Raw genomic sequence first — 15,150 nt, 5'->3', positions numbered from 1 at the left:
CGCCCTGACGAGAGGCTCCCGGCGTACCAGGGGGCCAGCGCCATCGGGACCAAGCCGCCGGGATCCGGCCTCGGGCATGCTGAAGAGCCGCGGGCCGTGACACATGTTCTGTGTCACGGCCCGCGGCTCTTGGTGCTGTGCCGCTGTGCGGTACTACGCGGTCAGGCAGACTTCCTGCTGTCCCGCGGGTGCACGGCGATGTTCATGGCTCCGGAGCGCAGAACCGCCAGCCTCTCGGCCAGCACCTCCTCCAGCTCCTCGCGGGTGCGCCGCTCCATGAGCATGTCCCAGTGCGTGCGCGCCGGCTTGCCCTTCTTCTCCTCGGGGCCATCCCCGTCCACCAGGAGTGCCTGGGCGCCGCACGCCTTGCACTCCCACTCCGGCGGAATCTCTGCTTCTACCGAGAACGGCATCTCAAATCGATGTCCGTTCTGGCATGCGTACTCCACCGCCTGGCGCGGGGCCAGATCGATGCCGCGGTCCGTCTCGTAGCTGGTAACCACAAGTCGCGTGCCGCGGAGAGCTCGCTCACTCATGAATCGTGCCTCCCGGGCTTGTCGCCCACAGGACAAAATGTCGCTGTCGTCGTCATCCGGTCAACGTCCGGCCGGTGGTAAAGATTCCCGTTGCCGGTCATGCGTCGCCCGTCGTGCCGCTGCTTTATCTGGGTTGAGTACCCGCGCATGCCCGGTTTGTCACCTCTGGTGGAAGTTGTCACTCAACGGTTGAGCCGCTTCCACTGGCAGTAACGGTCCTCCCGGGCAGGCCAAAGACGTATACTACCGCCCTTTGACTTCAACGTCTAAATCCGTTCCGGCACGGGGTTGCCCGCGGCCTCCACCGCACGCCGCACCGGGACCCGCGCGAGCAGTACCGCGCCGAGCGCGAAGAACACGATCAGCGAGATGATCGCCTCGCGATAGCTGCCGGTCAGCTGGTACGCCAGACCGAACACCAGGGGCCCCAGCCAGCTCAGTCCGCGGTCGCTCAACTCGTACGCGGAGAAGTACTCCGCCTCCTTGCCGCGCGGCACCAGGTGGGAGAACAGCGACCGTGACAGGGCCTGGCTGCCGCCCAGCACCAGACCGATCGCCGCCGCCAGGACGAAGAAGAACGCCGGAGCGTCGGCGGGCAGCAGATAGGCGGAGATCAGGATGAGGGTCCAGATCACCAGCGATCCCAGAATGGTGCGTTTCGCGCCGTGCGTCCGGGCGAGCCGCCCCATGCCGAGCGCCCCCGCCACCGCCAGGATCTGCACCAGCAGCACGGCGACGATCAGCGTCGTCTGGTCCAGGCCCAGCTCCTCGGAGCCGTACAGCGAGGCCTGCGAGATCACCGTCTGGATCCCGTCGTTGTAGACGAGATAGGCGAGCAGGAAGGAGAGCGTCAGCGGGTGGCGCCGCATGTCGCGCAGGGTCGCTCTCAGCTGCTGCCACCCGGATCCGACCGCCCCCTCGCCGCCCGGCTGGATCCGGCGGTCGCGCAGCCGGCGCAGCGGTACGAGGGTGAACGCGCCCCACCACAGACCGGCCGAGGCGAGGCAGATCCGCACCGCGTCGGACTCCGAGAGCCCGAAGGACTCGTGGCCGGTGTACAGGATCAGGTTGAGGACCAGGACGATGGCGCCCGAGGTGTAGCCGAAGGCCCAGCCGCGCGAGGAGACCGCGTCGCGCTCCTCCGGCTCGGCGATCTGCGGCAGGTAGGCGTTGTACAGGACCGCCGACACGGAGATGGAGGCGTTCGCCACGATCAGCAGGAACGCGCCCAGCAGATAGCGGTGGCCGTCCAGGAAGAACATCCCCGCCGTCGCCGCGGCCCCCGTGTAGGCGGCCGCCGCCAGCAGCGGCTTCTTCCGCCCGGTGCGGTCCGCCGCCGCGCCCACGATCGGCATCAGCACGACGGCCACCACGATGGACGCCGAGACGGAGTACGCGAACAGCGAACCCGCGCGCACGGGTATGCCCAGCGGGTGCACGAACCCGTCGGGATCCGCCGCCGCCTTGGCGATCGACGTCAGATACGGACCGAGGAAGACGGTCAGCACGCTGGTGGAGTAGACGGAGCACGCGAAGTCGTAGAAGTACCAGCCGTGCTGCTCGCGTCTGCGGGCGGCCGCCGTACCGTGCCCGGCCGGATCGGCCATCCCTGTGGTCCCGGTGCTCAAGCCGCGCCCCCTCGGTCATCCCCTGCGGACGTGGACGGACCTGGCGTCAGGACCATGCCCCCCGCTCGCTCAGCACCGTGCGCAGCGTCTCGATGTGATCGGTCATGATGCCATCCACGCCGAGGTCCAGGAGCGCAGCCATCCGCTCCGGTTCGTTCACCGTCCAGACGTGCACCTGGAGCCCGAGCGCGTGCGCCGTGCGGACGAAGCGGGCGTCCACCACCGGGATGGAGCCCTGCCGCTCCGGGACCTGGGCGCAGACCGCACCCGCGCGCAGCGGCGCCGGGACGCCGTACGAACGCAGCCGCAGCGCCAGGACACCGCGCACCCCGTACGAAGTGGCCAGGCGGGGGCCCGCCAGGCGGTGGGCGCGGGCCACCCGGGCCTCCGAGAACGAGCCGACGCAGACGCGGTCCCAGGCATCGGTGCGACGGATCAGGCCGAGCAGGGGCTCCAGCGCCGATTCCGCCTTCAGGTCCACGTTCCAGCGGGCCCGGGGGAACTCCTCCAGCAGCTCCTCGAAGAGCGGGAGCGGTTCGCTGCCCCCGACCCGGGCCCGGCGCACCTCGCTCCAGGGCAGCGCGGAGATGCGGCCCCGGGCATCGGTGACCCGGTCCAGCGTCGCGTCGTGGAAGGCGACAAGACGGCCGTCCGCCGTGGTGTGCACATCGGTCTCGAAGTAGCGGTAGCCCGCGTCGGACGCCCGGCGGAAGGCGGTCGCGGTGTTCTCCACGCCGTCCGCCGCCCCGCCGCGATGGGCGAAGGCGATCGGCGCCGGGTGGTCCAGATAGGGGTGGCTCGGATTCACTGCGGCAGTATGGCCTGCCCGGATGCCGGGCCGGCGACGGGGCCGGAACCGGCGGGCGGCGCGGTGGTGGACGGCAGGCCCGAGGCGACGGTGACACCCGGTCCGGCGCCGGGCTCGGGGAGCGCGAACATCCGCAGGAAGAACTGGGCCAGCGGGCCGATGGCCAGCGCGTACAGGACCGTGCCCGCCCCCAGGGAGCCGCCCAGCAGGAACCCGGTCACCACGACCGCCACCTCGATCGCCGTGCGGACCAGCCGGATGGAGCGCCCGGTGACCCGGTTCAGCCCGGTCATCAGCCCGTCGCGGGGCCCCGGCCCGAACCGGGCCGCGATGTAGAGACCGGTCGCCACCCCGTTGAGCACGATGCCCAGGACCATCACGGGAACGCGGAACCCGAGCCCTTCCACGTCGCCGACCACGGCGAGCGTCCCGTCCATCGCCAGCCCGACCACGAAGACGTTCGAGACCGTGCCGAGCCCCGGCCGCTGGCGCAGCGGGATCCACAGCAGCAGCACCACCGCGCCGATGACGATCGACACCACGCCGATCGATATCCCGGTCAGCTCCGCGAGGCCCTGATGCAGCACACCCCACGGCTCCAGGCCCAGTCCGGCCCGCACCAGGAGCGCGGAGCTCGCCCCGTACAGCGTCAGGCCGACGTACAGCTGGACCAGCCGCCGGGTGAGGTGAGTGGTGCTCCGGCCGGTGGTCCTGGCCACGTTGTGCCCCCTGCTGTAGTGGTAGTGGACTGCTTCATGCCACTCTGTGGCAGGGGATCGGTCACCAACTATGGCCAATTCGAGGAAGGTGGACTGATTTCGATGGCGCAGTGGACATCGACGGTGGGGGCGGCCCAGCTCGCCCGGCAGCTCCGGTCGCAAACGGCCCGGCCCACCGGACCCGGCGGCCGCAAGCCGCCCGCCTACCGTGCGCTCGCCGACGGGGTGCGGCTGCTCGTCCTGGAGGGCCGGGTCCCGGTCGCCGCCCGTCTCCCCGCCGAACGCGAACTGGCCCTCGCCCTGGCCGTCAGCCGTACGACCGTCGCGGCGGCCTACGAGGCGCTGCGCGCCGAGGGCTTCCTGGAGTCCCGGCGCGGCGCCGGCAGCTGGACCGCCGTCCCCGCCGGCAACCCGCTGCCCGCCCGCGGCCTCGAACCGCTGCCGCCGGAGTCGCTCGGCTCGATGATCGACCTGGGCTGCGCGGCCCTGCCCGCGCCCGAGCCCTGGCTGACCCGCGCCGTCCAGGGGGCGCTGGAGGAGCTGCCGCCGTACGCCCACACGCACGGCGACTACCCGGCCGGGCTGCCCGCCCTGCGGCAGATGATCGCCGACCGCTACACCGCGCTCGGCATCCCGACCATGCCCGAACAGATCATGGTCACCACCGGCGCGATGGGCGCCATCGACGCGATCTGTCACCTCTTCGCGGGCCGCGGCGAACGGATCGCGGTCGAGTCCCCCAGCTACGCCAACATCCTCCAGCTCATGCGCGAGACGGGTGCCCGTCTCGTCCCGGTGGCGATGGAGGAGGGGCTCGGCGGCTGGGACATGAACCGCTGGCGCCAGGTGCTGCGGGACGCGGCGCCCCGGCTCGCCTATGTGGTGGCCGACTTCCACAACCCCACCGGCGCGCTCGCCGACGAGCAGCAGCGCCGGGACCTGGTGGACGCGGCCCGGTCCGCCGGGACGGTCCTGGTCGTCGACGAGACCATGAACGAACTGCGCCTGGACGCCGGCATCGACATGCCGCGCCGCGTCTGCGCCTTCGACCCGGCGGGCAGCACGGTCCTGACCGTCGGCTCCGCCAGCAAGGCCTTCTGGGCCGGCATGCGCATCGGCTGGGTGCGCGCGGCCCCCGACGTCATCCGCAGCCTGGTCGCCGCCCGCGCCTACGCCGACATGGGCACCCCCGTCCTGGAACAGCTCGCCATCAACTGGCTCATGGGCACGGGCGGCTGGGAGCAGGCCGTCGAGGTCCGGCGCAGCCAGGCGCGGGAGAACCGGGACGCCCTGGTCGCGGCGGTGCGCCGGGAGCTGCCGGACTGGGAGTTCGCCGTGCCGCGCGGCGGTCTGACGCTGTGGGTGCGCACCGGGGGCCTCTCCGGATCGCGGCTGGCGGTGGCAGGCGAACGGGTCGGCGTCCGGGTGCCGTCGGGCCCCCGCTTCGGGGTCGACGGGGCCTTCGAGGGATACGTACGGCTGCCGTTCACGGTCAGCGGGCCCGTCGCGGACGAGGCGGCCGTACGGCTGGCCGCCGCGGTGGACCTGGTGCGCTCCGGAGCGGGCGCGGGGGCCGACGCCCCGCGCAGCTTCGTGGCCTGAGCGCTTCCGGGCCTCGCACAGACGCCCGCGGTGACGCGGCGGCGCTCCCCTTCAGCTCTCGGCGCCCGCCGGCTGCGCCTTCGCCAGCGGCTCGGACGGCCTGGCCTCGGCGACCATCGTCTCCACCGGGACGGACCCGACCGGGCGGGCCGCCGCTTCCACCGCCACGGGGACCTGCTCCGTCGCGGGACCCTCGTCGGCGGGCTCCCGCGTCGGAGCCGCCTCCATCGGGGGGTGCCGGTCGGGCAGCAGGTCGAGCACCGCCTGCCGGTGCGCGTCGCTCGTGGCGTCGTCGTACGGGTCCGGGGTGGCGGGCACCTGGAGCCGCAGGACCGGGCCCGTGCCGAGGCGGACGTAACCGCGTCCCGCGGGGACCCCGGGCGGCGGTGTGGTGTGCGGTTCGGCGCCGAGGACGGCCTCGATCTGTTCTCGGGAGGCCGGTCCGATGACCGCCCGGGCGCGGGTGTGGGTCCGTACGGTCTCGGTGAGGGTGTCCAGGGCGTCGAACTGCTCGGCCAGGACGACGGTGACCTGGGCGGCCCGGCCGTGGCGCAGCGGGATCCGGAGCAGCTCCAGCGGGTCGGGCCTGCCGTCGGCCGCCGCGAGATGACCCAGGGCGCCGGGGCGGTCCAGCAGGATCCACAGCGGGCGCCGGATGTCGTCCGGCACGGGGTGGCCGCTCTGCCGGGCCCGGTTGGCGGCGATCAGCCGGCGCTCCGTCTCGTGCGCCGCCCACTCCAGCGTTGCCAGCGCCCCCCCGAGGCCGGACTCCACGGCCAGGACGCCGCCGCGCCCGGCGAGGGCGCCGTACTCACCGGTGCCGCCGCCGTCGACGACGATGACGTCCCCGTCCCGGAGGGCCTGGAGGGCGATCGAGCGGACCAGGGTCGTGGTGCCGCCGCCGGGCTGTCCGACGGCCAGCAGGTGCGGTTCGGTGGAGCGGCCGCCGGTCCGCCAGACCACGGGCGAGGCGTCCACCGTCAGGTCGCCGTCGCGCACGGGGACGGTGCGCGAGACGGCGTCCGGGTCGGTGAAGCCGAGCACCGTCTCCCCGGGGGCGGTGACGAAGCGCTGGGCGGCGATCGTCGTGGGGAGCGCGTCCAGCACGGTCATGACGAGACGGTTGGCCTCCTCGTCCCAGCCGAAGTGGTACTCGCGACCCCGGCCGGACTTGGTGTGGAGCAACTGCTCGATCCGGGAACGGGCGGCCGGCTCGCCGTCCGTGAAGTACGCGGGGTAGGAGACCCGCAGACGGGTCAGCCGCCCGTCGGCGTCGAAGGCGTACCCCTCGAAGGCCTTCCCCCAGTCGCCGCCGTGCGCGAACAGCGGATCGGGGTCGTCGGGCGTCGAGAAGTACGGCACGAGCGCCTCGTACAGCGACCGCAGACGGGCGGTCTCCGCGTCGTCGGGCCCGGTTCTCACCGGGGTCCGCTCCCGCCCCTTCCACGCGGCGGCGCCCATCACCGTGACCAGGGCCAGGATCGGCCCGTAGGGGGCGAGCGCCACCACCAGCACGCAGGCCGCGCCGAGGAGCAGCTTGGGACCACGCCGCTCCTTGGGCGTCGCGACCCACTTCTGCCGGCCGGACACCGCGAGCAGCCGTAGTCCGCGGACCACGGTGATCAGCGGGTGGAGGACATCGGTGGCACTGTCGGCGGCCGTGCGCGCGATCTCTCTGCTGCGAGTGATCGAAGCGCTGCCGCTGCTCAGAATGCGGGGGAGTGGTCGCCGTGCCACGTCGGTCTCCTGAAGGGGTGGGAGCGGTTGCGGAGCGTCAGAACTTGATCCCGCCCAGCAGGCCGGCGAGGCTCGCCCCGCCCGCCGTGATGCTCGGCGCGATGGCGGTGCCGGCCAGGTAGAAGCCGAACAGGGCGCAGACGATGGCGTGGGAGGCCTTGAGCCCGTCCTTCTTGAAGAACAGGAAGACGACGATGGCGAGCAGTACCACGCCCGAGATGGAAAGGATCATGAGCGGTTCTCTCCTGGTTGAAGGGGACAGTCACCATGAGTCCTTCCAGGATCACGAGAAGTATCTATACGACAAAAGGTGCAATCGAGTGAATATCCTGTGCTTTCACTTGACTGGCTCACAGAAGTGGGCCCCCGGGAAGCGGCATCAGCTCGTCCGTGCCGGGCAGGATCAGCCGCGGTGATCCCTTGCCGTATCCGGGCCGGGTCATGTCGGCCCCGGAGCAGTACCCTGTCGATTCACTCGTACGGTCCCGTGCCGTACTCCCCACCAGGTCAACCGCGGCGGTGACAGCCGTGGCAGCAGTCAAGGAAGGCGGTCCGTCCGATGAGCGAAACCCCTGATCCCGAGGTGGTCGAGCTGGCGACCAAGGTCTTCGACCTGGCCCGCGCCGGCGACACCGAGGCGCTCACCGCGTACGTCGAGGCCGGAGTCCCCGCCAACCTCACCAACGACCGGGGCGACACGCTGCTCATGCTCGCCGCCTACCACGGGCACGCCGGGACGGTCGCCGCCCTCGTCGCCCGTGAGGCCGACCCGGACCGGGCCAACGACCGGGGCCAGACCCCGCTGGCCGGAGCCGTCTTCAAGGGCGAGGACGCCGTCGTCGACGCGCTGCTCGCCGCCGGAGCCGACCCGGCCGCCGGAACGCCGTCCGCGCTGGACACGGCCCGGATGTTCGGCAAGACCGACCTGCTGGAACGCTTCGGTGCCCGGTGAGACGGCGGCGGGCGCGCCCCATCGCGCGTCCGCCGTGGGCTCCGCTGACCGGTCCGTCGTAAATGTGGTCGCGGTGGCGAAATGGCTGGGTCATCATGACGTCGCGGGCCCGCTCAGGGCCACCGACGAGAGGCAGAGGAAGATGCTCTACACCAGGCGAAAGACGGCGGTCGGCCGATCATGTCACTGCGCGGCGTAACGGTGTCCCCCGGACACTCCCGCGTGCCGAGAGGCACGGGGCACTGCACAGTCCCGGTTGCGTCGACAGCTTGATGTGAGGCTTTCTCCCATGTTCGATCCGTTCATAGCGCCGAGCGGCACCCTGCTCGGCCTGTTGCAGAGGGGCCGCGGCGACGGCACGCTCCACGCGCTCGCCGCACCGCGCCCCGAGGCCCTCGCGGCTCTCAACCACTGCGTCGTGAGCGACCCCCGTCACGACTGGCAGGTGGAGAACCGCTCCCTCTACTACGCGCGCCTCTACCTCGACCTCGACGGCGGTATCGAGGAGATCGAGCGACACCTCGCCGATCCCGACGACCACCTCGATACCGACGACTCCCGGACCGGTCTGGCGCTGTCCGTCCTCGGCCACCTCGCCTCCTACGGGCGCGACGACGCCCTGGCCCTGCTCCGCCGCTACGCGGCGACCGGCGCCAACTGGGCCTGGGCCCTGGACGAACTCGCCCTGCGCGACGACGACGCAGGCCTGCGCTCCCTCGCGCTGCCCGTCCTCGCCCGCTTCCCGGCCACCGAGCAGGGCTCGGCCGACCTCGCCGCCGCCGTACGCGACTCCTTCGAGCCGCGCCCCTGGCGGCTGTGGGCCGACGACCCGCGCGAAGCGGTCGGCGCCCGGGTCAGGGCCGCAGGCGAACAGGGCTCGTTCGACCGATGGCAACGCCAGATGCGCCCCGGGGGGCCCCGCCCCGGCTGGAGCGTCCAGGCCGTCTTCGACTGGGCCCAGCAGGCCCTGGAACGCGGCAGCGAACTGCACGTCCCCGCGGCCCGCTGCCTCTCCGCCGTCGCCGGACCCGACGACCTTCCCCAGATCGTCGAGGCCGCCCGCAGCGGCCCCGAAGGCGCCCGCTGCGCCGCCCTGCACTACCTCGCGGAGGCGGGCGACCCCGCCGTCCTCGACCTCATCGAGGCCGCCGCCGTCAGCACCGCCCGCACCGTCGCCGACACGGCCATCGCCGCCTTCGAGCGCATGACCAGCGACGACGCCGTGGAACGGGCCCGGCGCTGGGCCCACCGCCCCGACGCCCTCGGGGCCTCGGCCGCCGGAGTGCTCGCCTGCCGAGGCACCGCCCAGGACGCTCCCCAAGTCCTCGGCGCGCTGCGGGAGGCCGTACGCGGCGACGGACCCGACGCCCCCCGGCTGTGGACCCTGGTCGACGGAGCGGGCCGCCTCGGCATCGCCTGCGCCGCGCCCGTGCTGCGCCACGTCTACCGCGAGACGTCCTCCTCGCACCTGCGGGGCAGGGCCGCCCGCGCGCTGGCCGCCACCGACCCGTCCTACCCGACCGGGTTCGCGGTGGAGTGCCTCTGGGACTGCGAGGAGACCACCCGTGAGGTGGCCGCCCTGCACGCCGAGACCGGAGACATCCGCGTCGCCGAACGCCTGCGCCGCCTCGCCGCCGACCCGGCCGAGGAGGCCGAGGTCCAGACCGCGGTACGGAGCCGGATCGGGCCGGACGCACCGGCCCTCTGACCACGGGGGCCCGCCGGGGACACACGGGGGCCCAGGAGGACGCGGGAGCCCGGGAGGAGGGGCGTTGTCAGACCCTCCTCCTAGGCTTCTCCCCATGGACATCAACGAGTGGTGGGGGCTCGTCGAACGGGCTCGCGACGCGGCCGGGGACCGGGCGGACGACCGGGACCCGCCCGACGACCCCCTGCCCGGAGCCCTGACCGACGTGCTCGCGGCCCTGGAGCCGGAGCGGATCGCCGCCTTCGCCGTCACCGCGGTGGACGTGACCCGGTCCGCCTGCCGGTGGCCCCTGTGGAACGCGGCCTACCTCATCGAGGGCGGCTGCGGCGACGACGGCTTCATGGACTTCCGCGACGGGCTCGCCCTGCTCGGCCGGGAGACCTTCACCCGGGCGGTGGCCGATCCGGACGCGCTGGCCGGACTGCCGGTGGTGATCCGGATGAGCCGGGGAGAGCGCGGCTGGATCGGATACGAGTCGCTGAACACCCCGATCGCCGAGGCCTACCGCCGCCTCCGGGGCGAGACCGCCTCCCTCGACGCCGCCGTGGAAGCGGCACTGCGCGACCGCATACGCCCGGCGGACCCGGCGGGCGAGAGCTGGGACGCCGAGGACGCCGCCGCGAACCGCCGCCATCTGCCCCGGCTGGCAGCGCTCTTCCAGGACTGAACCCCCTGCGGGTCCTCCGTGCCCGCGAGATCCCTGCGGACGCTCCGACCCTGCGAGCCCGCGGGCGCGGGCACAGAATGGCGCCATGACCGGACGCTGGGAGTTCTGGATCGACCGGGGCGGCACCTTCACCGATGTGGTCGGCCGCCACCCCGACGGCCGCCTGATCACCCGCAAGCTCCTCTCCCACGACCCCGACCGCTACGACGACGCTGCCGTCGCCGGAATCCGGCTGCTCCTCGGCCTGGACCCCGGCGAACCGGTGCCCGCCGACCGGGTCGCCGCCGTCCGGATGGGCACCACCGTCGCCACCAACGCCCTGCTGGAACGGCGGGGCGAGCCGACCGTGCTGCTGATCACCGAGGGCTTCCGGGACGCACTGCGGATCGCCTACCAGAACCGGCCCCGCCTCTTCGACCGGCACATCGTCCTGCCCGAGGCCGTCCACGACCGCGTGATCGAGGTCCCCGAACGCCTCGACGCCCACGGCCGCACCGTACGCCCCCTGGAAATCGCCCCCGTACGCGAACAGTTGCGCGCCGCCCACGCCGACGGCCTGCGCAGCGCCGCCGTCGTCCTGATGCACGGCTACCGCCACCCCGCCCACGAACGGGCCGTCGCCGAGGCGGCCCGTGAGGCGGGCTTCACCCAGGTCAGCAGCTCCCACGAGGTCAGTCCGCTGATCAGGCTCGTCCCCCGCGGCGACACCACCGTCGTCGACGCCTACCTCTCACCCGTCCTGCGCCGGTACGTCGACGAGGTCGCCGCCCGCCTCGACGGGATCCGGCTGATGTTCCTCCAGTCCAACGGCGGCCTCCGCGAAGCCGCCCGGTTCCGGGGCAAGGACGCCGTCCTCTCCGGCCCGGCCGGCGGCGTCGTCGGCATGGTCCGCACGTCGCGGCAGGCCGGATACGACCGCGTCATCGGGTTCGACATGGGCGGCACCTCCACCGACGTCTCCCACTACGCCGGCGCGTTCGAACGCGAACTGGGCACCGAGGTCGCCGGGGTCCGGATGAGCGCCCCGATGATGAGCATCCACACCGTCGCGGCCGGCGGCGGTTCCGTCCTGCACTTCGACGGCAGCCGCTACCGCGTCGGCCCCGACTCGGCGGGCGCCTCCCCCGGGCCCGCCTGCTACCGCCGGGGCGGCCCCCTCACCGTCACCGACGCCAACGTGATGCTCGGCCGCGTCCAGCCCGGCCACTTCCCGGCGGTCTTCGGCGAGGGAGGTGACCTCCCGCTCGACGCCGGCCTGGTGCGGACACGGTTCGCGGCGCTCGCCGACGAGGTGGGGCGCGCCACCGGGCGACGGCCGGACGAGGCGGAAGTGGCGGCGGGCTTCCTGGAGATCGCCGTGCTCAACATGGCCAACGCCGTCAAGAAGATCTCCCTGCAGCGCGGCCACGACGTCACCCGCTACGCCCTGACCGGCTTCGGCGGCGCGGGCGGCCAGCACGTCTGCGCGGTCGCCGACGCCCTGGGCATCGACACGGTCCTCGTCCCCCCGCTCGCCGGGGTGCTCTCCGCCTACGGCATCGGCCTGGCCGACGCCACCGCGATGCGCGAGCAGTCGGTGGAGGAAGAGCTCGACGAAGCCGCCCGGGAGCGCGTGGAGAGGCTCTGCGCGGAGCTGGCCGACCGTACCCGCGAAGCCCTGCGCGCCGACGGAACGCCGGACTCCGCGATCACCACACGGGCCCGCGTCCTGCTGCGGTACGCCGGGACGGACGCGGCGCTGCCGGTGGACCTGGACACGGAGACCGCCATGGCCGGGACGTTCGCCGCCGCCCACCGGGCCCGGTTCGGCTTCACGATGGACAAGCCCGTCGTCGTCGAGACGGTCACGGTGGAAGCGACCGGTGCGACCGGTGCGACCGGCGATGCCGCGCCCGCCGTCGGCTCCGGTCCGCGCGACGGCCACCGCGACCCCCCGCCGCGCCCGGCCGACACCGTGGACCTGTACGCCGAGGGGCGGTGGCGGCGGGCCCCGCTGTACCGCCGGACGGACCTGCGCCCCGCCGACACCGTCACCGGACCCGCCGTCGTCGCCGAGGACGACGCCACCACCGTCGTCGACCCAGGCTGGCGGGCCGAAGCAGCCCCCACCGGACATCTCGTCCTCACCCGCAACCGCCCCCGCCCCGAACGCACCGCCGTCGGCACCCGGGTGGACCCGGTGATGCTGGAGGTCTTCAACAACCTCTTCATGTCGATCGCCGAGCAGATGGGCGTCCGCCTGGAGAACACCGCCCACTCGGTCAACATCAAGGAGCGCCTCGACTTCTCCTGCGCCCTCTTCGACGCCGAGGGCAACCTGATTGCCAACGCCCCGCACATCCCGGTGCACCTCGGCTCGATGGGAGAGTCGATCAAGGAGGTCCTGCGGCGCAACGAGGGCGCCCTGCGCCCCGGCGACGTGTACGCCGTCAACGACCCCTACCACGGCGGCACCCACCTGCCCGATGTCACCGTGGTGACCCCCGTCTTCGACGAGGGCGGAGCAGGAGAGCCGGACCGCCTGCGCTTCCTGGTGGCCTCACGCGGGCACCACGCCGAGATCGGCGGCATCACCCCCGGCTCCATGCCCGCCTTCAGCCGGACCATCCACGAGGAGGGCGTCCTCTTCGACAACTGGCCGCTCGTCCGCGACGGCCGGCTGCGCGAGGAGGAGACCCGCGACCTGCTCACCTCCGCCCCGTACCCCTCCCGCGACCCGGACACCAACCTCGCCGACCTGCGCGCCCAGATCGCCGCCAACGAGAAGGGCATCGCCGAACTGCGGCGCATGACCGACCAGTTCGGGACCGACGTCGTGGACGCCTACATGGGCCACGTCCAGGACAACGCCGAGGAGTCCGTACGCCGCATCGTCGCCGGACTGCACGACGGCCACTGCCGCTACGAGACCGACAGCGGGGCCGTGATCCAGGTCCGGCTGACCGTGGACCGGGACGCCCGCCGCGCCCACCTCGACTTCACCGGGACCTCGCCCCAGCAGCCCGGCAACGCCAACGCGCCCCGGTCCGTCGTCATGGCCGCCGTCCTCTACGTCTTCCGCACCCTCGTCGGGGAGGACATCCCCCTCAACAGCGGCTGCCTCACACCCCTGGAGGTGACGATCCCACCCGGGTCCATGCTCGACCCCGCCTACCCGGCGGCGACCGTCGCGGGCAACGTGGAGACCTCCCAGGCGGTCACCGGAGCCCTGTACGGAGCGATCGGCGGCCAGGCCGAGGGCTCCGGCACCATGAACAACCTCACCTTCGGCAACGACCGCGTCCAGTACTACGAGACGATCGCCAGCGGATCCGGAGCGGGGGACGGCTTCGACGGAGCCGACGCCGTACAGACCCATATGACCAACTCCCGGCTCACCGACCCCGAGATCCTGGAGTGGCGGCTGCCCGCCCTGCTGGAGGGCTTCGCCGTCCGGGACGGCAGTGGGGGAGCGGGGCGGTGGCACGGCGGCGACGGCGTAGAGCGCCGCATCCGCTTCCTGGAACCGGTCACGGTCGCGCTGCTCTCCGGACACCGACGCGTCCCGCCGTACGGAGCGGACGGCGGCGAGCCGGGGGCGCTCGGGGAGCAGCACATCGAGCGGGCCGGGGGCGAAGTGGTACCGCTGGAGGGCCGCGACACCGCCGAACTGGACGCCGGAGACGTGCTCGTGGTGCGCACACCGGGCGGCGGCGGCTACGGACCCTCTCGCGCTGAGACGCTCGGACGGGACCGGTCGCATAAACGCCGTTTCGACCGTGGTCGGTGCGAGGACCTAATCTGTCCCACGTGACTTCGCCTGCCTACCCGGACACCGCCTCGCCGCAGCTCAGCGCGGGGCCGCGGCCTGCCCCGGGCCCCGCCGCCGACGAGGGGCTCTCGCGGCGGCTGCGCGCGCTCGCCTGCACGGCGCCGCTGCACGACCTCGACGTCCGCAAGGCGAATCTGGCCGGCGAGTACACGGTGTACGCCATGGCGGAGGTCGCCCTCGCCGCGATCGACCACGTCACGCTCAACATGGACTTCGACACCGGGGCCGACCACGACCAGATAGTGGCCAGACTGCTTCCCCGGGTCGGCGCCCAGGCCCCCGACCGCCCCGTCGCCGAGCACGAACGGGTCGCCCGCTGGGTCCTGGAGAACCTGATCAACGTCGGCAGCGTCGACCGCGGCTTCCGCGCGGTCTACGGCACCTTCGGCCCCGACGGGGTCTACGTCCGCCGGGACTACGACTTCAAACTCATCGAAGAGGTCCCGGGCTACGGCGGCACGGTCTACCTCCGCGCCACCGACGAAGCGGTCAACGTCCTGGTCGGCGCGCTGGACACCGATGTCACCAGCGCCCAGATCGCCGCCGAGGTCAAGTTGGAGGTCCTCATCAGCAGGGGCCGCCTCGCCGACGCACAGCTCGCCGCCGAACAGGCCCGCTACCGCACCGTGCAGTACGCCGAGACCCTGCGCCGGACTCTGGAGGCCACCCGGCGCAACGTCCGCGCCGTCGACTGGCTCCACACCGTCCCGGACATGATCGCCGAGGCCCTTGACCACGTGGCCGACCGCTACCGCCACGAGAACGCCATCCTCACCAACATCCGCAAGGCACGCGACGAGGCCGAGGACCCCGAGCACAAGCGCCGGGCCGCCGAGCTGGTCGACATCGTCAAGGACTGCATCCGCCGCCACACCCAGCTCCAGTCCCGGCTCCTGGAGGCGGGCCCCCTCTTCCGCGCGGAACAGGACCGGCAGGCGTTCGCCCCGCCCGCCGCCCACGCGGGCCTCGACCTGTACGGGCA

12 protein-coding genes are annotated in these 15,150 nt (G+C 72.9%); 6 read left to right on the top strand and 6 right to left on the bottom strand.

Features of this window, described 5'->3' with window-relative positions; all coding sequences use genetic code 11:
* Nucleotides 1–161: 161 nt before the first annotated feature.
* The 4 genes from HET64_RS26020 to HET64_RS26005 all read right to left on the bottom strand — a co-directional run bounded on the left by HET64_RS26020 (nucleotide 162) and on the right by HET64_RS26005 (nucleotide 3,691).
* Nucleotides 162–536, bottom strand: a complete 375-nt coding sequence (locus HET64_RS26020; RefSeq protein WP_003959706.1) for an RNA polymerase-binding protein RbpA — start codon at nucleotides 534–536, stop codon at nucleotides 162–164.
* Between the two features lie 266 nt (nucleotides 537–802).
* Entirely contained in the window at nucleotides 803–2,164 is a 1,362-nt protein-coding gene (locus HET64_RS26015; protein ID WP_215109549.1) for an MFS transporter, read from the bottom strand.
* A 46-nt stretch (nucleotides 2,165–2,210) separates the two neighbouring features.
* Nucleotides 2,211–2,972, bottom strand: a complete 762-nt coding sequence (locus HET64_RS26010) for a glycerophosphodiester phosphodiesterase (protein ID WP_215109547.1) — start codon at nucleotides 2,970–2,972, stop codon at nucleotides 2,211–2,213.
* Nucleotides 2,969–3,691, bottom strand: coding sequence for a YitT family protein (locus tag HET64_RS26005; RefSeq protein ID WP_215109545.1), 723 nt, complete (start codon nucleotides 3,689–3,691; stop codon nucleotides 2,969–2,971). Before HET64_RS26005 ends, HET64_RS26010 begins: the two co-directional genes overlap by 4 nt.
* Before the next feature lie 102 nt (nucleotides 3,692–3,793).
* On the opposite strand from HET64_RS26005, the gene HET64_RS26000 reads away from it, so the two are divergent.
* Nucleotides 3,794–5,293, top strand: coding sequence for a PLP-dependent aminotransferase family protein (locus HET64_RS26000; protein WP_215109543.1), 1,500 nt, complete (start codon nucleotides 3,794–3,796; stop codon nucleotides 5,291–5,293).
* A gap of 51 nt (nucleotides 5,294–5,344) precedes the next feature.
* Here HET64_RS26000 and HET64_RS25995 read toward each other — a convergent pair whose 3' ends face one another.
* On the bottom strand, nucleotides 5,345–7,030 hold the full coding sequence (locus tag HET64_RS25995) for a hypothetical protein (RefSeq protein ID WP_215109541.1): 1,686 nt from the start codon (nucleotides 7,028–7,030) through the stop codon (nucleotides 5,345–5,347).
* Between the two features lie 37 nt (nucleotides 7,031–7,067).
* A complete protein-coding gene (locus tag HET64_RS25990) occupies nucleotides 7,068–7,262 on the bottom strand; it encodes a hypothetical protein (RefSeq protein ID WP_003970432.1) in 195 nt (64 codons plus the stop codon).
* Nucleotides 7,263–7,589: 327 nt separating this feature from the next.
* Here HET64_RS25990 and HET64_RS25985 point away from each other — a divergent pair, with 327 nt between their 5' ends.
* The 5 genes from HET64_RS25985 to HET64_RS25965 form a co-directional block, all read left to right on the top strand.
* On the top strand, nucleotides 7,590–7,982 hold the full coding sequence (locus tag HET64_RS25985; RefSeq protein WP_018960616.1) for an ankyrin repeat domain-containing protein: 393 nt from the start codon (nucleotides 7,590–7,592) through the stop codon (nucleotides 7,980–7,982).
* A 289-nt stretch (nucleotides 7,983–8,271) separates the two neighbouring features.
* Nucleotides 8,272–9,690 carry a HEAT repeat domain-containing protein gene (locus HET64_RS25980; protein WP_215109539.1) on the top strand — a complete coding sequence of 473 codons (1,419 nt, stop codon included), beginning with the start codon at nucleotides 8,272–8,274 and terminating at the stop codon, nucleotides 9,688–9,690.
* Nucleotides 9,691–9,784: 94 nt separating this feature from the next.
* Nucleotides 9,785–10,357, top strand: a complete 573-nt coding sequence (locus HET64_RS25975) for a DUF4240 domain-containing protein (protein ID WP_215109537.1) — start codon at nucleotides 9,785–9,787, stop codon at nucleotides 10,355–10,357.
* 85 nt (nucleotides 10,358–10,442) lie between these two features.
* Nucleotides 10,443–14,150: a hydantoinase B/oxoprolinase family protein gene (locus HET64_RS25970; protein ID WP_251145878.1), complete on the top strand. Its 3,708-nt coding sequence runs from the start codon at nucleotides 10,443–10,445 to the stop codon at nucleotides 14,148–14,150.
* Nucleotides 14,147–15,150 (top strand): hypothetical protein (locus HET64_RS25965; RefSeq protein WP_215109535.1); only part of this gene is annotated, 1,004 nt, incomplete at its 3' end. The genes HET64_RS25970 and HET64_RS25965, both read left to right, overlap by 4 nt.

It is taken from the genome of Streptomyces sp. McG3 (genome assembly GCF_018619185.1).
Taxonomy (GTDB): domain Bacteria; phylum Actinomycetota; class Actinomycetes; order Streptomycetales; family Streptomycetaceae; genus Streptomyces.
This window is presented reverse-complemented; position numbering and strand designations above follow the sequence as displayed.

Coding starts and splice junctions, on each gene's coding strand:
- HET64_RS25980 (WP_215109539.1), top strand. CDS start 8,272: ATGTTCGATCCGTTCATAGCGCCGAGCGGCACCCTGCTCGGCCTGTTG.
- HET64_RS26000 (WP_215109543.1), top strand. CDS start 3,794: ATGGCGCAGTGGACATCGACGGTGGGGGCGGCCCAGCTCGCCCGGCAG.
- HET64_RS26020 (WP_003959706.1), bottom strand. CDS start 536: ATGAGTGAGCGAGCTCTCCGCGGCACGCGACTTGTGGTTACCAGCTAC.
- HET64_RS25970 (WP_251145878.1), top strand. CDS start 10,443: ATGACCGGACGCTGGGAGTTCTGGATCGACCGGGGCGGCACCTTCACC.
- HET64_RS25975 (WP_215109537.1), top strand. CDS start 9,785: ATGGACATCAACGAGTGGTGGGGGCTCGTCGAACGGGCTCGCGACGCG.
- HET64_RS25990 (WP_003970432.1), bottom strand. CDS start 7,262: ATGATCCTTTCCATCTCGGGCGTGGTACTGCTCGCCATCGTCGTCTTC.
- HET64_RS25985 (WP_018960616.1), top strand. CDS start 7,590: ATGAGCGAAACCCCTGATCCCGAGGTGGTCGAGCTGGCGACCAAGGTC.